Origin of the sequence: Aestuariibius insulae, from assembly GCF_040783535.2 — a bacterium.
GTDB lineage: Bacteria > Pseudomonadota > Alphaproteobacteria > Rhodobacterales > Rhodobacteraceae > Aestuariibius > Aestuariibius insulae.
In genome coordinates this window covers 216013-233951 of sequence record NZ_JBFONW020000005.1, presented here as the reverse complement: position 1 = coordinate 233951, position 17939 = coordinate 216013, and the positions used below count along the sequence as shown (strand labels likewise).

General features: G+C 64.4%; 16 protein-coding genes and 1 tRNA gene. 12 read left to right on the top strand and 5 right to left on the bottom strand.

What is annotated here, in order from left to right; all coding sequences use genetic code 11:
- Positions 1 to 55 precede the first annotated feature (55 nt).
- Both AAD018_RS15010 and kdsA read left to right on the top strand, forming a co-directional pair.
- Positions 56 to 1003 (top strand): KpsF/GutQ family sugar-phosphate isomerase, encoded by a 948-nt coding sequence (locus tag AAD018_RS15010; protein WP_367315359.1) that lies wholly within the window; start codon positions 56 to 58, stop codon positions 1001 to 1003.
- Entirely contained in the window at positions 1003 to 1839 is an 837-nt protein-coding gene (gene kdsA / locus AAD018_RS15005; protein WP_367315360.1) for a 3-deoxy-8-phosphooctulonate synthase, read from the top strand. Before AAD018_RS15010 ends, kdsA begins: the two co-directional genes overlap by 1 nt.
- Positions 1840 to 2143: 304 nt before the next feature.
- Here kdsA and AAD018_RS15000 read toward each other — a convergent pair whose 3' ends face one another.
- The 3 genes from AAD018_RS15000 to AAD018_RS14990 all read right to left on the bottom strand — a co-directional run bounded on the left by AAD018_RS15000 (position 2144) and on the right by AAD018_RS14990 (position 6739).
- Positions 2144 to 3820, bottom strand: a complete 1677-nt coding sequence (locus AAD018_RS15000; protein ID WP_367315361.1) for a hypothetical protein — start codon at positions 3818 to 3820, stop codon at positions 2144 to 2146.
- 209 nt (positions 3821 to 4029) lie between these two features.
- Positions 4030 to 5916: a polysaccharide biosynthesis protein gene (locus AAD018_RS14995; protein WP_367315362.1), complete on the bottom strand. Its 1887-nt coding sequence runs from the start codon at positions 5914 to 5916 to the stop codon at positions 4030 to 4032.
- A 199-nt stretch (positions 5917 to 6115) separates the two neighbouring features.
- Entirely contained in the window at positions 6116 to 6739 is a 624-nt protein-coding gene (locus AAD018_RS14990; RefSeq protein ID WP_412005288.1) for a sugar transferase, read from the bottom strand.
- A gap of 118 nt (positions 6740 to 6857) precedes the next feature.
- On the opposite strand from AAD018_RS14990, the gene AAD018_RS14985 reads away from it, so the two are divergent.
- Entirely contained in the window at positions 6858 to 7694 is an 837-nt protein-coding gene (locus tag AAD018_RS14985) for a DUF2793 domain-containing protein (protein WP_367315363.1), read from the top strand.
- On the opposite strand, the gene AAD018_RS14980 is transcribed toward AAD018_RS14985, so the two are convergent.
- Both AAD018_RS14980 and tsaD read right to left on the bottom strand, forming a co-directional pair.
- Complete coding sequence (locus AAD018_RS14980; protein WP_367315364.1) at positions 7691 to 8554, bottom strand: NAD-dependent epimerase/dehydratase family protein; 864 nt, start codon at positions 8552 to 8554, stop codon at positions 7691 to 7693. The genes AAD018_RS14985 and AAD018_RS14980 overlap by 4 nt on opposite strands.
- A complete protein-coding gene (tsaD, locus tag AAD018_RS14975) occupies positions 8551 to 9639 on the bottom strand; it encodes a tRNA (adenosine(37)-N6)-threonylcarbamoyltransferase complex transferase subunit TsaD (RefSeq protein WP_367315365.1) in 1089 nt (362 codons plus the stop codon). The genes AAD018_RS14980 and tsaD overlap by 4 nt, the downstream gene beginning before the upstream one ends.
- A gap of 57 nt (positions 9640 to 9696) precedes the next feature.
- Here tsaD and AAD018_RS14970 point away from each other — a divergent pair, with 57 nt between their 5' ends.
- The 9 genes from AAD018_RS14970 (at position 9697) to AAD018_RS14930 (ending at position 17936) form a co-directional block, all read left to right on the top strand.
- The gene (locus AAD018_RS14970) at positions 9697 to 10401 is read left to right on the top strand and encodes a uroporphyrinogen-III synthase (protein WP_412005287.1); all 705 of its coding nucleotides are present in this window, start codon (positions 9697 to 9699) and stop codon (positions 10399 to 10401) included.
- A gap of 70 nt (positions 10402 to 10471) precedes the next feature.
- Positions 10472 to 11842, top strand: a complete 1371-nt coding sequence (locus AAD018_RS14965; protein WP_367315367.1) for a COG4223 family protein — start codon at positions 10472 to 10474, stop codon at positions 11840 to 11842.
- Positions 11843 to 11851: 9 nt separating this feature from the next.
- Entirely contained in the window at positions 11852 to 13432 is a 1581-nt protein-coding gene (locus AAD018_RS14960; protein WP_367315368.1) for a heme biosynthesis protein HemY, read from the top strand.
- Positions 13433 to 13507: 75 nt separating this feature from the next.
- Positions 13508 to 13583: transfer RNA gene (locus AAD018_RS14955), tRNA-Thr, on the top strand.
- 116 nt (positions 13584 to 13699) lie between these two features.
- Positions 13700 to 14203 (top strand): GNAT family N-acetyltransferase, encoded by a 504-nt coding sequence (locus AAD018_RS14950; RefSeq protein ID WP_367315369.1) that lies wholly within the window; start codon positions 13700 to 13702, stop codon positions 14201 to 14203.
- A gap of 118 nt (positions 14204 to 14321) precedes the next feature.
- Positions 14322 to 15119 (top strand): DUF6478 family protein, encoded by a 798-nt coding sequence (locus AAD018_RS14945; protein ID WP_367315370.1) that lies wholly within the window; start codon positions 14322 to 14324, stop codon positions 15117 to 15119.
- 13 nt (positions 15120 to 15132) lie between these two features.
- Positions 15133 to 15486: a hypothetical protein gene (locus tag AAD018_RS14940; protein WP_367315371.1), complete on the top strand. Its 354-nt coding sequence runs from the start codon at positions 15133 to 15135 to the stop codon at positions 15484 to 15486.
- Positions 15483 to 15848: a DUF4087 domain-containing protein gene (locus AAD018_RS14935; protein ID WP_367315372.1), complete on the top strand. Its 366-nt coding sequence runs from the start codon at positions 15483 to 15485 to the stop codon at positions 15846 to 15848. Before AAD018_RS14940 ends, AAD018_RS14935 begins: the two co-directional genes overlap by 4 nt.
- Positions 15849 to 15914: 66 nt before the next feature.
- A complete protein-coding gene (locus tag AAD018_RS14930) occupies positions 15915 to 17936 on the top strand; it encodes an FAD-dependent oxidoreductase (protein WP_367315373.1) in 2022 nt (673 codons plus the stop codon).
- Positions 17937 to 17939 lie beyond the last annotated feature (3 nt).

Below are 17939 nucleotides of genomic sequence, written 5' to 3'. Positions count from 1 at the left end.
CGGGGACGGTTCAACCCCTCTTGCACAGGCGGGCCGGTCGGCGCAGATGAAGGGAATGAGCGATCCAAAGAACAGCGCAAGACGGGTTCTGACGACCGAAGCGGCCGCCCTGCAGGCCTTGGCCGATCAGCTGCCTGCCGATTTCGAGGCGGCGGTTCAGGCGATCCTGGCGGCACCTGGCCGGGTCATTGTATCGGGGATCGGGAAGTCGGGGCATGTGGGGCGCAAGATTGCGGCCACGCTGGCCTCGACCGGAACGCCGGCAGTCTTTGTGCATGCGGCCGAGGCGAGCCATGGCGATCTTGGCATGATCTCGACCGGGGATATTTGCCTTCTGATCTCCAACAGCGGGGAGACGCCGGAGCTGGGAGATATCGTGGCCCATGCGGCGCGGTTTTCGATCCCGATGATCGCCATCTCCTCGAAAGCGGGGAGTACGGTCATGGCGGCGGCGGACTATCGCCTGATGCTGCCCGAGGTGCAGGAGGCCTGCGCGATCGGCATGGCGCCGACCACGTCCACCACGCTCACGATGGCGCTGGGCGACGCGCTGGCCGTCGCGCTGATGGAACAGAAGGGCTTTGCCGCCGATCAGTTCCGGACGCTGCATCCTGGCGGGAAGCTGGGCGCGCGGCTGGCGAAGGTCGGCCAGTTGATGCACGACGATACACCGGTGGTGAATGCGGACGCCTCGATGGAAGAGGCGGTGCTCGAGATGACGTCGAAAGGGTTCGGCATCACGGGCGTGCTGGAGGATGGGCGGCTGGTCGGGGTGATCACCGATGGGGATCTGCGGCGCAACATGGCGGGCCTGATGGACAAGCGCGCGGGCGATGTGGCGACGCGCGATCCGGCGGTTGTCGGACCGGATATGCTGGCAGCCGAGGCGCTGGGGCTGATGAACAGTCGTGACCGTCCGATCAGCGTTGTGATGGTCGTGAAGGATGGCGCAATCGTGGGCGTGCTGCACATGCACGATCTGCTCAAGGCGGGAGTGGTCTGATGTTCGGCAATGTCATCGATGTGTCCGGTATCGCGGTTGGCGGGACGGAGCCGTTTTTCCTGATTTCAGGCCCTTGCCAGCTGGAAAGCCTTGATCATGCGCGAATGATGGCGGGCCGGATCGCAGAGGCTTGCGCGCCGACCGGCACCCGGTTCGTGTTCAAGGCAAGCTATGACAAGGCGAACCGGTCATCGATCAAGACGGAGCGGGGACTTGGGATCGAGGAGGGGCTTGGGATCCTTTCCAAGATCCGGTCTGAATTCGGCTGCCCGGTCCTGACCGACGTGCATTTGCCCGATCATTGCGCGGTGGCGGCCGAAGCGGTCGATGTGCTGCAGATCCCCGCCTTTCTCAGCCGCCAGACGGATCTGCTTGTCGCCGCCGGAGAGACCGGGCGCGCGATCAACGTCAAGAAGGGCCAGTTCCTGGCGCCCTGGGATATGGAGAATGTGGCCGCGAAAGTTGCCAGCACCGGAAACCGGACGATCCTGCTCTGCGAGCGGGGGACCTCGTTTGGGTATAATGCGCAGGTGAGCGATTTTCGCGGGTTGCCGGTAATGGCGCAAACAGGCTGGCCGGTGGTGTTCGACGCGACGCATTCGGTGCAGCAGCCCGGCGGGCAGGGTCTGACAAGTGGCGGGCAACGGGAGTTCGCTCCGGTGCTGGCGCGGGCGGCGGTTGCGGTCGGTGTGTCGGGGCTTTTTATCGAAACACATGAGGATCCCGATAATGCGCCATCGGACGGGCCCAATATGATCCCGATCGAGCAGATGGAGGCACTGATCGGAGAGTTGCGGGCGTTTGATGATCTGCGAAAGCGGCCTGACATCGGCTGATATGCGTTGCGTTCGACTTCAAGAGCGAGCGGCGCGCTTTTTGGCGGATTGCGAGGGCCTGTAGGACGCCCCGGTGTCGCAGTTCTGTCTCCAAGTCTGCCGGGCATCTGGGCGAGAGTTCGGTTCAACCCCGCGGACAGGTTCTTGGTCTGGAGTACCTTTGTCTGCGGCAGACCTAAGCTCTGGGTCCGCGGCTTGGGAGTGACGGCGGTGCGGGCGCCGTGAAGCGAGGGGCGACGCTTTTCGAGTAATCGGGTGAGAGGGAAGGCCGCCAGAGGACGGCCTTCCTTTGTGCCGACCGAGATTAGCCGAGGAAGTCGAACTGGTCGGCCATGACGAGTGGCTCGACGGCGGTGTCGGGTGGATTGAAGTCCTCTTCTTCGGTGCGGCCGTCGTCGTAGGTCGTGATCCGCAGATCTATGACGCCTCGGTCGTCGTAGAAGGTCTGGATTTCGGCCCAATCCTCGACATCGGAGCGGTCCTCCTCAATTGTCAGGCGGCGGGTGCCGAAGTCGAAGATCTCCTCGCGGAAGCGGCCGTCGTCGAATTCCGTAAGGCGGGATGCGATGCGGCCGGCTTCATCGTGGGTGGTTTCGATCCGGTCCCAGACTTGCGTCTCGCCGCGATCGACACGCTCGGTGGCGCGCAGCACGCCCTGGTCGTAGTCCTGCAAGAACAGACGGCCGTCATCGTATTCGGTGATGCGGTAATCGAGACGACCGCTTTCGTTGTAGGTCGTCTCGATCCGTTCCCAGTCTTCGCGGTTACGGGCATCGACTTCGAAAACGCGTTCGAGGATGCCCGCGTCGAAATTTTCTTCCCGTTCGACACCGTTGTCGAAGAGTGTGAAGCGGGCATCGAGCTGACCGGCGTCGTTATACTTCGTTTCGATAACGCGCCATGTTTCGGTGTTGTCCAGGTCTCGCTCAAGATCGACCCGGGCGAGGCTTCCCCCCGGCTCGAACGTCTGTTCGACCTCGCGTCCATCGTCAAAGACAGTGAAGCGGGATGTGATCTGGCCGGTCGCGTTGTAGCGGGTTTCGATGGCGGTCCAGGCCCGTGTATCCTCGAGATCCTCAAGACGGCTGCCGCGCAGGACACCCCTATCATAATCCTCTTGCAGGAGACGCCCGTCATCGTAGGTGACGCGCTTCAAATCGAGACGTCCGGCGGGGTCGTGGGCCATTTCGATCGTGTCCCATGCTTTTACATCGTCAAGATCGATCTGGAACGACTGGCGGATCACACCGGCTTCAAAAGACTCTTCCAAAAGCCGCCCGTCGAAGAAATCCTTGGACCGGTATTCGATCTGGCCTGCCTGATCATAGAGGGTCTGAATCTCGCGCCAGGGCGTGTCGCTATTGCCGCTGATCATCCGCGACTCGCGGATCACGCCTGCGTCGAAGTAGGCCTCCATCTCGCGACCATCGTCATAGACCGTGACGCGGTAGGCGAGTTTTCCGGCGTCGTCATAGTCACTGCCGATGAACTCCCACGGTTTGCGGTCCCGGACGTCTTCGAATGTGCTAGAGCGCAGGATGCCGTCCCTGAAATCCTGATCAAGGACACTCCCATTGTCATAGATGGTTAGTCTGTCTTCGATATTGCCGTCTCTGTCGTAATAAGTGTCCTGGGTCCGCCATTCCTTGCTGTCGCGCCGATCTTCGACGAAGCTGCGTGCCTGGGTTCCATCACGAAAGATGTCGTAGCGGAACGAGCCGTCGTCAAAGAGGGTCTGGCGCTGCTCGAGCGTGCCGGTATCATCGAAGACCGACCAGATTTCGGCCCAGTTTCTGACGTCGCTGGGATCATTGCCATAGCTTTCGGCGAGAATGCCATTCTCGTAGCCTTCACTGCGTGTCGTGCCATCGTCGAACAGAATATCACGGCTTTGAATGAGGCCGTCTTCTCCGAAAATGGAGGTGATTTCTTCCCAGTTGAACCGATCGTCTTCGTCTATGCGAGTAATGACTTCAGTCATAAAGTGTCCTTCCCTTAAGTCGTTTAAAGCGTTGGATAAACGCCGTCATAATGCGGTTTGGCAGTTATAATCTGCAGAAGGTCTGCAAGATCACGATATTACCACCGCGATCTCTGAGATAAATATGAACGTTGTTCAAATAAAGAGGTGAAGACATGGTTTTTTCAGCTGTGCCTCCTTCGCCACAGCCGTGCCTTGGGACGGGACGCTTAGTTGGTCTTGGAGACTTCGGACATGTCTTCTGTGCCGTATCCTTCGACCCAGCGGGCGATGGAGGCGCGGGCGGCCGTCTCATCGCCCATCTCGACAGCGTTGCGCAGCGCCCTGAGCGCGCCGGCCACTTCGATTTCGGACGGATGATCCTCGAGCGCCGCAAAGATCTTTTCGTTGGAGGTGGTGATGTGACCTTCGCCCATCAGAAGCTCTTCATGGAGCTTTTCGCCCGGGCGCAGACCAGTGATCGCAATCTCGATATCGCCTTGGGGGTTGTCCGCGTCGCGCACCGTGTAGCCGGAGCTTTCGATGACCTGACGCGCCAGATCTTTGATTGGAACGGGCGTTCCCATGTCGAGCACGAAGACCTCTCCGCCGCGGGCGAAGGAGCCGGAGAGTAGCACGAGGCGCGCGGCTTCGCGGACGGTCATGAAATAGCGGGTGACATCTTCGTGCGTGACAGTCAGCGGGCCGCCACGCGCGATCTGGTCCTGAAAGAGCGGGATCACGGATCCCGAGGAGCCGAGGACATTGCCGAAGCGGACCATGGCGAAGATCGTCTGGCCGGGGCGAGCCGCGAGATCCTGCACGATCATCTCGGCCAGCCGCTTGGTCGCACCCATGACGGAGGTCGGGCGCACGGCCTTGTCGGAGGAGACAAGCACGAAGCGTTCGCAGCGGTGATGGCGGGCGGCGCGGGCCAGCGTGGCCGTGCCGAAGACGTTGTTGGAGATCCCGGGGATCGGGTTCGCCTCGACCAGGGGGACGTGTTTGTAGGCGGCGGCGTGCAGGACGACGTCGATATCGTGGCGGTCGAGCGTGTCGCCCACGAGGCGCTCGTCGGTGACGGAGCCCAGAACCGGGATGATCTCGGTCGCGGCACCGGGTTCGATCAGGTCGTTGAGCTCCCGCTCGATCGAGTAGAGGGCCAGCTCGGACAGCTCGAAGAGCACGAGGCGGGTCGGGCGGCAGGCGAGGATCTGTCGGCAAAGCTCGGAGCCGATGGAGCCTCCGGCGCCTGAGATCAGGACGGCGCGGCCCCGGTAGACGTCGCAGCCCAGATCGGGCGCGCAGTCGAAGGTCTCGCGCCCGACAAAGCTGTCCGGGCGCACCGGTGCCAGCTTGTCGGCGAGTGCTTCGGCGCCGATCAGCTGGGCAAAGGACGGAAGGGCCTGAACGTCGAGGCCGAGATCGGACAGGCGGCGCGCGATCTGGCTGAGGCGCGGCTGGGAAAGCGACGGCATGGCGAGGCAGGCGAGCGTGATCCCCTTGCGTTCGACCATGCGGGCGGCGCGCGTCGGGGCGACCACGGGCAGGCCGGCGACAGACAGGCCTTGGAGCGCGGGGTTGTCGTCTATGAAGCCGACCGGTTCGACAAGCGGGTCATGGCGCAGGGCCGAGGCGAGCTGGATCCCGGTGGATCCGGCACCGTAGATCAGGACGCGGCTGCGGGTGCTGGCCTTGCGGTAGGCGACCATGACGATCTGGAGCATCGTCAGGCGCAGGGCGGAGGAGAGCAGGAAGAAGCTCATCCCGAAGATGGCGTAAAAGCCGGTGCTGTAGCTGTAGCCGAACAGCGGGCCGAGAACGGCGAGGCTGATGGCGACGCAGGCCGCGAAGATGGCCGTGCGGGTCAGGGCGGTGATGTCGAAGCTTTTGAGGCGGATGCGCGGGATGCCGAGCGCGAGAGAGATCACGGCCGCGACGACGGCGGCACCAAGCGTGCCCTGAAAGCCCGAGATCAGGTCCGAGACCGGCGCGCGGCTTTGCCCCTGCGCTGCGAGGCTGCACCAGAGCGCGACAGGCACGACGAGCAGATCGACGATGAAGAGGAAGGTCTGGCGTTGGCGGCGCGAGAGCCTGTTGAGGGTCGTCAGGATCATCAGCGGCTCGCCGTTATCCGAGCGGGATCGGACGTCGTGAATATCAAGAACCGGCTCCTCTTGGTGGGACTATCCGGAGATTTCTCTTCCGTTGATGAAACGGTGGCGAAAAAATGGCAAGGGCGAAGGGTCAATTTATTCAAGATCTTAGGCGGTTGTCTGCTTAATCCAGTTGCGGTTTTGGGCATCGGGGCGGGGTCTAGCGGGCCAGCACGATGCGTAGGGTGCGCCAGATGATGCGCAGATCTAGCAGCAGGGACTGGCGCTGGGCATAGATAAGGTCCAGGCGGGCTTTTCTGGGTATGCAGCGGCGGACATAGATGGCGTCTGTTTCCTCGGGGGTGCGGGCGGCGGCGAGCAGGCGCGCCTCGTGTTGCGCAAAAACAAGGGTGGCGAGACCCGTTACTCCGGGTCGCGATTGCAGGACGCGGGCATAGAGGTCCGGGAAGCGTTCGACATAGGCGCGCAGGGGCGGACGCGGGCCAACGATGCTCAGATCGCCGCGCAGGATATTGTAGAGCTGCGGCAACTCGTCGGCGCGGGTGCGGCGCAGGATGTGGCCGAGCGGGGTGATGCGGCCCGATTTGTCGCCGCCCGAGACACCGGTGCCATCGTCGGGGGCGGGGCGCATGGTGCGGAACTTCCACAGATCGAAGCCTTCGGTCGGTGTCTTCATCCGTTCGGAGCGGAAGAGGACAGGGCGCCCCTGGGAGGTGAGAAGCGCGATGGCGATCGAGATGATGACGGGCGCGAGCATAATCGCCAGCAGCGATGCGAGCGCGATGTCGAAGAGACGTTTGCCGGGAGCGATCTGACGGGCCATGGCCGCCTCTTGCGGCGGGTGACGGCGGATCGCAAGAGGGACGCAACGGCCGGTTGTGTGACGAAGCGTTCAGATACGGCGGGCAAAGAGGTCGCGACATCCGCAACGGAGACGCCCGATGACCGATCAATCGCCCATCCTCGCCCTGCCCTATATCCTGCCGTCGCAGGCGCAAAAGCATGTCACGCATAACGAGGCAGTCCGGCTTCTGGATCTGCTGGTGCAGCTGACGGTGACGTCGGATGACCGGACGGACGGGCCAGCTGCGGCTCCCGAAGGGGAGCGGCATATCGTGGGCGCGGGCGCAACCGGGGCCTGGGCCGGTCATGATGGTGAGATCACGTTGCGCGAGAACGGGGTCTGGCAGTTCTTTGAACCGCAAGCCGGATGGCGCGCCGTGGTCGCCGAACGGGGCCAGATGGTGATCTTTGACGGATCCGCCTGGGCGCCGGTGAGCGGCGCGGTCCCGGACCGGCTGCAGAACCTCGTCTGGGCGGGCATCGGGACAAGCGCAGATGCAAACAATACGCTGGCGGTCGCGGGGCCGGGTACGTTGCTGACCCATGCGGGCAGCGATCACCAGCTGAAACTGAACAAGGCCAGTGCGGGCGATACCGGAAGCCTGCTCTTCCAGACCGGATATGGCGGACGCGCTGAGATGGGCTGCGCCGGAACCGATGATTTCAGCGTGAAGGTCAGCGCGGACGGCTCGACATGGGCAGAGGCTATGCGGATCGATGCGGGCACGGCGCAGGCGACGATCCCTGATATCGCGTCGGGCACGGTCGAGATCGCGGACATCCTGCGTCTTGTGCCTGGACTGACCGCGGATCTGCCTGGCGCGGTGGATGCGGGATCCGGAGCCATGGCCTTCGCCTCGGATCTGTCCGGCGGTCCCGCGCCGGTCTATTCCGACGGGACGGTCTGGCGGCGAATGGACGGCACGGCAGTCTAGCTTTTGAAGTAACGGCGCAGGCCATCCTCGAGGGTGATCTTTGGCTGCCAGGTCAGGATGCCTCGTGCTTTGGAGGGATCCAGCACCGTGGAGCCCGCTTCGGCAGCGGCGGGGTGCGCCCGGATGCGAAGCGGTCTTCCGGTGATCCTGCGGGTCAGGTCGAGAAGCGCCTTTGTCGTCGTCGCACGTCCCGTCCCAATATTAAGAACGCCGCCGGGACAGGTTCGGCTGGCCGATAGAAGCGCCGCGCAGACATCGGAGACATGAAGGTAATCGCGCGCGGTCAGGCCGTTTCCGTAAAGGTTGAAGGAGGCCTCTGATCTTATGGCGTCCTTGAGGATCTTGATGACCCCCTGACCCTCCTGCGCCATGTCGGATCCATAGACTGAGGACAGCCTGAGGATCGTCAGGCGGGGCCCCAGATGGGCGTGAATCGACCGTTCGAGCCCCAGCTTTGCCTTCCCGTAGGAGGAGACAGGCTGGGTTCGCGCGGTTTCTGTGATCGGTGTCGGACCGGGATTCCCGTAGACCGCTGCAGAGGACAGAAGGACGAGATGGCCGGTCCAGCCGAGATACTGAAGCTCTTCGATCATGCGGATATTACCCTGCGCTTCGACCAGGGCGGCGTTTCGATCGTCGAGCCGCGGGTTTGAAAGGCCCGCGCAGTGAAGGATCGTTGCGGTTTTCGGTACTGCTCCGACCCAGTCGAGGGTAAAAAGATCCTTTGTCGGCACCAGTTCCGCTGTCGCAGGCGCGGAGCGCATCGGGCTGCGATGCACCGCGATGACAGGATCCGTGGTCCGCGCGACAAACTCTGACCCGATTAAGCCGGAGGCGCCGAGGATCACGAGATCCTTCATGCCTTGGCGCCCTTCTTGCCCGATCCGATCATGGCGGGCGCGCGGTCATCGAGCGGCCAGCGCGGGCGCGCGGCGAGAGTCAGATCATCGGTCTGGCCGTGCCTGAAGCGTTCGGCCCCGGCAAAGGCGATCATTGCCGCATTGTCCGTGCAAAGCGCCTGGGGCGGGGCGATGAAGGCGGTCTCGTGCTCTGCGGCAAGCGCCTCGAGCGCTGCGCGGAGAGGGCCGTTTGCGGCGACGCCGCCCGCGACGGCGAGCGCCGGATTTTCCTGCGGGAGATAGAGATCGAGGGCGCGGCGGGTCTTTTCGGTGAGGATGTCGCGGACCGCCTCCTGAAAGGCGGCGCAAATATCGGCGCGATCCGAGCGGCGCAGGCCGCCCTGTTCCGCGATCAGGGCGTCGCGCTGGCGCAGGACGGCCGTCTTGAGGCCCGAGAACGACATATCGCAGCCCGGGCGGTCCAGAAGGGGACGGGGGAGGCGGAGCCGGGAGGCGTTGCCGTCGCGAGCCGTCTTCTCGACGCTGGGACCTCCCGGCTGCGGCAGGCCGAGGATGCGGGCGGTCTTGTCGAAGGCCTCGCCCGGGGCATCGTCGATCGTGCCGCCGAGCCGCTCGAACCGGTCATGGGTGTGGGCGATCAGAAGCTGGCAATGGCCGCCGGAGACGAGCAGCATCAGGTAAGGGAACGCGATGCCGTCGGTCAGGCGGGGTGTCAGCGCGTGACCGGCCAGATGGTTGACCCCGATGAGCGGCAGGCCGGTCGTCGCGGCGAGCGCCTTGGCGGTCATGACACCTGAGAGGACCCCTCCGATCAGGCCGGGGCCGGCGGTGACGGCGACGGCATTGAGGTGTTTGAGGGAGACGTCTGCGGTCTCGAGCGCCTCCTCGACGCAATGATCGAGCTTTTCGGCATGGGCGCGGGCCGCGATTTCGGGGACGACGCCGCCGAACTCTGCATGCAGATCGGTCTGGCCGAAGACGATATTCGACAGGATCGTGGCGCCCCGGTCCTCGACACGGACGACGGCGGCGGCGGTGTCGTCGCAGCTGCTTTCGAGGCCGAGGATGTGGATCGGAGGAGCCATGTCGGTGTCGCTTGCCAAGGGTGGCGGGGGGCGTAACACTGGCCTTGCCAAGTCACAATGGAAGATCGCGTGCCGGACCCGATGATCGTGCTGCTGACACGCCCGGAGGCTTCGGCCCTTCGGTTTGCGGAGCGGATCCACGCGCGGATGACGGCGGAGGTGGTGATCGCGCCGATGGTGCGGATCGACCCGGTGCCGGCGGAGGTGAAGTGGGACCGCTGGCGCGGCGCAATCCTGACGTCGCAGCATGGCGCTGGGCGGCTGGGCGATGTTCCGGACGGGTTGCCTGCCTTCTGCGTGGGACGACGGACGGCGCAGGTGGCCGAGGCTGCGGGCTGCACGGTGCGGTCGGCGGATGGGGATGCGGAGGCTCTGATCGCGATGATTGCGGAGCTGCGTCCGGAGGGGCCGCTGCTGCATCTGAGAGGAGAGGTTTCGCGCGGGGAGATTGCGGGGCGGCTGACGGCGTTGGGGCTCGAGACTGGAGAGACGGTCGTTTACCGGCAGCAAGATCTGCCGCTGAGCGATGCGGGGCGGTCGGTGCTTAGCGGATCCCGCGCGGTTACGGTGCCGCTTTTCTCTCCGCGCGCGGCGGAGCGGCTGGTGCGGGCAGGGCCGTTCGGGGCCCCTGTAATGATCGCCGCGATGAGCGCGGAGGTGGCGCGTGCGGCGGAACCCATCGGGGCGGCAAGGATTGTGGTTGCAGAACGACCGAACGCGGCCTCTCTTCTCAAGGCGCTTTCGGAGCTGCGCGGCGCTTGAGACAGGCCTGACCGCGAGCTAAGTAAAGTATGGCCCCGGGATGCCGGGCGGTTTTGATGGGGATGGCGACGTGGCGAAATCGAAGACACCTGCCTCGGACGAGGACAACGCTCCGCCGACCGATGTCGATCCCGGCGTGCCCGAAGGTGGCGCTGAGGTGCCCGATAGCGCCCCGGTAATGGTTGATCCGCAGTTGAAGGACGACAGCTCCGGCGAGCAGGAGACGCCTCCCGAGGCGGATGGCGAGGTGCCGCGCGATGTCGAGGATGGCGTGCCCGAAGATGGTGCGGAGGTGCCGGATTATACGCCGACGCTGGTCGATCCTCAGCTCGTCGAGGAAGGCCACGAGGATGCGGCCCGCTCTGAGATTGTGGACGACGAACCTGAGCCGGTCGAAGCCGAAGAGTTGGAGACAACGGCGCCCGTGGCCGCTGGAGCCGCGACCGAGAGCAAGAAGTCTGGCGGCTTCCTGCCTTTGCTTCTGGGCGGTGCGATTGCGGCGGGGCTCGGATTTGTGGCGGCCTATGTCCCGATGTCCGAGGGGCAGGGTGCGGATGCGCCGGACCTGACGCCGCAGCTTGAGGCGCAGTCGGAGAGGATTGCCCAGCTTGAGGCCGATCTGGCGGCGGTTCAATCGGCGCCCGTCGGATCGGCTGTCACGGCAGAGGATCTGGAGGCGTTGCGCGCGGATTTGTCCGGTGGACCGGACGATGCCTCAGAGGACTTTTCCGAAAGCATCACCGCGTTGGATGAACGGCTGACTGCGCTGGAACGGCAGCCGACCGGTGAGGGAAGCGGCGCGAGCGCGGGTGCAGTCGCGTCGTTCGAGCGCGAGCTTGACGGCGTGCGCGGCGAAATTGCGGCCCTGTCGGGCGAGCTTTCCGACCGCGATGCGCGCATCGTCGAGCTGTCGGACCGGATCGCCGCAGAGGAAGCGGGCGCGGTCGAAGCTGCCCGGACGGCGCAGATCGAGGCGGCGGCCACGCAGATCCGGACGGCGATTGCCACCGGTGAGCCTTATGCGGACGCTCTTGAAACCGTTAAGGGCGCGGCGGATGAGGGCGTTGTCGCGGCACTTGAGCCTTATGCTGCCTCGGGTGTTCCGACCTTGGCTGCGCTGGTTGAGAGCTTTCCCGAGGCGGCCCGGGCGGCCCTTACCGAGGATCGGTCCGAGAGTGGCGGCGTCGGCGTCGGAGCCTTCCTGCAGTCGCGCCTCAACGTCCGGTCGGTGGAGCCGCGCGAGGGGACCGATGCCGATGCGGTGCTCAGCCGGGTCGGCGCGGCGCTTGACGAGGGCGATCTGAACACGGCGGTTGCGGAGCTGAACACTTTGCCAGAGGCTGCGCAGGCCGCGATGTCCGACTGGGGCGAAGGATTGCGCGCCAGAGCGACGGCGATAGAGGCTGCTGCCTCGATGTCTTTGCCCGGCGCAGAAAATTGAGGACCTGATATGCTGATTTCCCTTCTGAAGGTTCTCCTTTTTGTCGTTGTCGTCATCGCCTTGGCCTACGGGGTCGAACAGGTGATGGGGCTGGATGGCAGCGCGATCATCACGTTCGGCGGGCTGGAGCTGACGCTTGGCCCTCTTGAGGCGCTGATCGCGGCGGCTTTGCTTTGCCTCGCCATCTGGCTTTTCATCAAGACGGTGAGCTTTGCTATCGCCTTCGTCCGGTTCCTGAATGGGGACGAGACGGCGATGACGCGCTACTTCAATCGCAGCCGAGAGCGCAAGGGCCTTGAGGCGCTGTCCGAAGGATTGATGGCTCTGGCCTCGGGCGAGGGGCAGACGGCGCTGCAAAAGGCCGAGAAAGCGGATCGCTATCTCAAGCGGCCCGAGATGACCAATTTGCTGGCCGCGCAGGCCGCCGAGATGACAGGCAACCGCAAGAAGGCCGAGGAGACCTATCGCAAGCTGCTGGAAAACCCGCGCACGCGCTTTGTCGGCATTCGCGGGATCATGAAGCAGAAGCTGGCGGACGGGGACACCGATACGGCGCTGAAGCTGGCCGAGAAGGCCTTTGCGCTGAAGCCGAAGCATGTCGAGGTGCAGGATACGCTTCTCAAGCTGCAAGCCGATCGCGCCGACTGGCAAGGCGCGCGCAAGACGCTGGGCGCGAAGCTAAAATCGGGGGCGCTTCCCCGCGACGTGCACCGGCGCCGCGATGCGGTTCTCGCCATCAGCCAAGCGCGCGACGTCATGGCCGAAGGCGCGACGATCGAGGCGCGCGAGGCCGCGATCGAGGCCAATCGCCTCTCGCCCGATCTGGTGCCCGCCGCCCTGATGGCCGCGCGGAGCTACATCGATCAGGGCAAGTCGAAATACGCCGCCCGGGTCATCAAGGGCGCGTGGGAGAGCCAGCCGCATCCCGAACTGGCCACCGCCTTTGCCGAGATCGAGCCGAACGAGACGCCCGAAGAGCGGATCAAGCGGTTCCAGACGCTGATCCGGCACAATATCGACGATCCCGAGACGAAGATGCTGATGGCTGAGCTACATATCGCGGCCGAGCAATTCCCCGAAGCGCGCCGCGCTCTGGGCGATCTGCCGACCGAGCATCCGACCGCCCGGAACCTGGCGATCATGGCGGCGGTCGAGCGCGGCGAAGGGGCCGACGATGCGATCGTGCGCGGCTGGCTGACCAAGGCGCTGACTGCGCCGCGCGGCCCGCAATGGGTGTGCGAGAATTGCTCGCAGATCCACGGGCATTGGGATCCGATCTGCGCGAATTGCGGCAGCTTCGATACGCTTACCTGGAAAGAGCCGCCCGCGGGCGAGATCGCCATGCCCGCCTCGACCGAGATGCTGCCGCTGATCGTTGGCAAGCCCGCGCCACTGGCCGCGCCCGAAGAAGAGATGCCGCCGATGGCCGATGCCGTGCCGATTATCCCGCCCGCCGAGGAGCCCGCGCCGACCGAGCCAGAAGTGACCCTATCCGAAGAACCCGATACGGGCGAGATGGTTGATCAGCAGGCCGAGCCGGAAGAGGCCGAAGTGATCGACGTCGAGCCGGACGAACGCAAAAGCGCCTGACGCTTTGAAAACGGCGCGTCACGGCGCATTTTCCGCTATCGCCGCGCAAAACCCGGTGCTAAACCGCGCGCCGTGGCCGCTGTAGCTCAGCTGGTAGAGCACGTCATTCGTAATGATGGGGTCGGGGGTTCGAGTCCCTTCAGCGGCACCACTTCCTTTTTTGAGCAGAGCCATTCGTTCGCTTGGGATTTACCCTTGGGGCAGTCCGGCGTCTTTTGTCGGGGGCGGGGAGGCCGGTATGCTGGTGTAGATGGGAGAGGCTTTGGCATGACAGATCTTGGTTTTCGGCGGATGAGGCCGGAGGAGGCTTCGGCGACGCGCGATCTGGTCGAGGTGGCCTTTGCGCCGGAGGACGTGCCGACCTTTCTCGATGGTCTTCGGGCCGCCGGGTGCATTCTGGGGGAGTGGGTTGCGGAGGAGGACGGCGTGCTTGCCGGGCATGTTGTCTTCAACCGGATCGGGTTGGTTTCAGGGGACGGGGCGGAACGGGCGGCCGTGATGCTGACGCCGCTTGCCGTGGTGCCGGAGCGGCAGGGGCAGGGGATCGGGACCGGTCTGACGCGGGCCGCATTGGCCGAGCTGGAGGCGGATGGCGAGGATCTGTTCTTTGTGCTGGGGCATAAGGACTATTATCCCCGCTTCGGATTCAGGCCTGTCGATGCCAGCCGGATCGCGAGTCGGTGGGGGCAGACTCCTCATTTCATGGTGCGCGGGGCGGATGTGCCGGAAGGACGGCTTGTTCTTCCCCAGATCATCGAAGAGGCTGACTGATCGCCGGCTGCCTTATCGGGCGACGGAAATCCGCCGGGTGCCGCTCAGCGGTTCGTTAACACATTGATGTCAGACCCGGGCAGGCTCTAAGAGAAGAGCGACGTATTCCGGAGCGGTCATGGCGAGAGACGACTGGACGACTCCTTTAAAACGCAGCGCGCAGCTGGCCGAGGCGGCCTGGCACGGACGCGTTCTGGACCGCTGGCGGCGGATTTCGGAGCGGGCTGCGTCGTCGTCGCTGATCAAGCTGCGCAAACGGAGCGACCGGGCACGCGAGCTGCGCGAGGCGCTCGACCGGACAATACAGGTGGCCGATGACCGGCTAGCGCTTCCCCGGATCGGATCGACGGTCATGCGCACCGAGCCAGGGACGGATTGGAACTGGCGGCCCGAGCTGTGGCGGATCCTCTTCAGGGAAAGGGGCGCTGCGCAGATCCCGCGGCGTCAGGAAATCGGCCCGGAACTGACGTTGTTCCACGATTGCGACCGGTCCGAGATCGCCGTGCGGCAGATCCGCAATTCGGGGGAGGATGACCTTGCGCCCTATGGTCTTCGGATGGAGATCCTCGGGTTCGACGGCAGCTTCCTGAGCATTGTGATCGAACTGCCTCCCGAGGCTGTCGAGGGGCTTGGCAAGCGGCATCTGATCCGGCTGGAAGCGGCGGTGGAGACAGAGCGGCCCCTGTCCGTTTATGCGAGGTTCAACGTCCAGCATGGGCCGAACAGCGATCAGCTGACCGAAGGTCTGCCGGTCGAGCGGGATGGGGCGGTGGTAGAGTTCGATCTGGGTTATAGCGAGATCAATGAAAAGCGTGTGGACCGGGCATGGCTCGACGTGATTTTCGAGCAACCCGCATTGAACCAGATCGTCCTGCGCGATCTGACGCTGTCGCGCTATCCGCGCGCCGAGCTGTAGAAGGACGACAAGGATGACGAAGTTGGTGCCGGTCGGACTGACAGCCGGGATCTGGGAGGCGCGGTTGATGGCCTCCAAAGCGCCCGAGGTCACGGTGACCTGCCGGGGCGATGCGATCGAGGCTGTCGACGTTACCGAAGAGGGCAAGGGCATCTGGCGGCTGCGCGTGCCCGTCCCGCCCGAGAGCCTGTCGGACGGGGTCCAGAGCTATGTAGTGTCGAACGGATCGGGAGAGACGCTGGGGCATTTCGAGATCCTTGCAGGCGCTGAGCTGAACGGCGATTTGAGGGCCGAGATCGCGCTTTTGCGCGCCGAACTGGATCTGCTCAAGGGCGCGTTCCGGCGCCATTGTCTGGAGAGCGAATGAGAGGCGTGGCGCTCGCCCTGTGTTTCTGCGCGGTCTCTGCCGGGGCGGAGACGCGGTGCGGCTGGTACGAGAATCCGACGCCGGCGAACCAGTGGTTGGTCGACCGGGATGGAATGTGGGTATTGTCGACGCAAGGCGGGCTGGAGGCGCCGCCGGGGTTCTACAACCTGCCCGAAGCTGCCTTTGCCTTTGACCTCGAATGGGTCTCTTCGAATGGTGAGCCCGGAGATGGGTATTACGGTTACGGATGCGCTTGCATTGAAGGGGCGTTCGAAGCTCCGGGCACAGTTCTACGGGTCGACAGCATGAGGCCGGTGCCGCTTATGCGCTGCGAGGAGGATCCCGATCTGCCCGCGCGCTGACGTTGCGTTGCGGATGACGTTCGGGAAGGGGTGCCGCAGGGTGGCCGGGACAAGGGAGAGATTGCCATGACCGATTATCCGCACCTGCTGGCTCCGCTGGATCTGGGATTCACGACGCTCAAGAACCGGGTCCTGATGGGATCGATGCATACCGGGCTGGAAGAGACCAAAGACTGGAATCGGGTCGCGACCTTCTATGCGGAGCGGGCGCGCGGCGGCGTGGCTCTGATGGTGACGGGCGGGATGGCTCCGAATGCGGAAGGCGGTGTATTTCCCGGCGCGGCGGGGCTCTATTCGGACGAGGATATCGCGAACCACCGGATCGTGACGGACCGGGTCCATGGCGAGGGCGGCAAGATCGCGATGCAGATCCTGCATGCGGGGCGGTATGCCTATTCGCCCGATTGCGTCGCGCCCTCGGCGATCAAGTCGCCGATCTCCCCTTTCCCGCCCAAGGAGTTGGACGAGGCGGGGATCGAAAAGCAGATCTCCGATATCGTCACCGCTGCCGCGCGGGCGCGCGAAGCGGGCTATGACGGGGTCGAGGTAATGGGATCCGAAGGGTATTTCCTGAACCAGTTTCTGGTGACGCATACCAACAAGCGCGAGGATCGCTGGGGCGGAACTTACGAGAACCGGATGCGGCTACCGGTCGAGGTCGTGCGGCGCGTGCGCGAGGCGGTGGGGCCCGATTTCATCGTGATCTACCGGCTTAGCATGATCGATCTGATCCCCGATGGATCGACCTGGGAAGAGGTCGTGCAGCTGGCCCGCGCGATCGAGGGCGCGGGCGCGACCATCCTGAATACCGGGATCGGCTGGCACGAGGCGCGGATCCCGACGATTGCGACCAGCGTGCCGCGCCGGGCCTTTACCTGGGTGACGAAAAAGCTGATGGGTGAAGTGCAGATCCCGATCATCACGTCGAACCGGATCAACATGCCCGATGTGGCCGAGGCCGTTCTGGCCGATGGCTGCGCCGACATGGTGTCGATGGCGCGACCATTTTTGGCGGATGCGGATTTCGTGGCCAAGGCGGCGGCGGGTAAGGCGGAGCAGATCGCGCCCTGCATCGCCTGCAATCAGGCCTGTTTGGATCATACATTCTCTGGCAAGATCTCGTCCTGCCTGGTCAATCCGCGTGCTTGTCATGAGACCGAGCTGGTGATCGAACCGGCAGACACGGTCAAATCCGTGGCGGTTGTGGGTGCCGGGCCTGCGGGTCTGTCGGCGGCGATCACGGCGGCCGAGCGCGGGCATCGGGTGACGCTCTTTGACAGGGCGGAGGAGATCGGCGGGCAGCTGAACCTCGCCAAGCAGGTGCCTGGCAAGGAGGAGTTCTGGGGGCTCGTCGACTGGTATCGGGCGCGGGTCGCCGAGGCAGGCGTTGCGCTGAAGCTGGGGCAGGAGGCCCGGGCGGAGGATCTGGACGGCTTTGATGAGGTGATCATCGCGACCGGCGTTCTGCCGCGCGATCCGCAGATCGAGGGTCAGGATCATCCCAATGTTGCCAGTTATATAGAGATCTTGCGCGGCCGGGAGGCAGGCGAACGTGTCGCGATCGTCGGAGCGGGGGGAATCGGCTTTGATGTGGCAGATGCCCTTGTCACCGAGGACAGTCCGACCGAAGATCTCGGCGCATGGCTCGAGGAGTGGGGTGTGGGCGATCCTGAGGCGGTGCGCGGGGGTTTGAGGCCGGAAGGGCCGCAGCCCGATCCCGCGGCGCGTCAGGTCACGTTGTTGCAGCGCAAATCCGAGAAGCTGGGGCGCAGGCTTGGCAAGACGACGGGGTGGATCCATCGCGCTGGTCTGAAGATGAAGAATGTAGAGATGATCGGGGGGGTCACCTATGAGAAAATCGACGATGCGGGGCTGCATGTCTCGTTCGGGGAGGCGCGCGAAAGACCGCAGGTCATCGCCGCTGACACAATTGTATTCTGCGCGGGACAAATTCCTGAGCGAAGCCTTGCCGATGCTCTGGAAGCGGCTGGGCGGTCGGTTCACGTCATCGGAGGGGCCGATGTGGCAGCAGAACTTGATGCAAAACGCGCGATCGACCAGGGAACGCGGCTCGCCGCAGCTCTTTAGGGC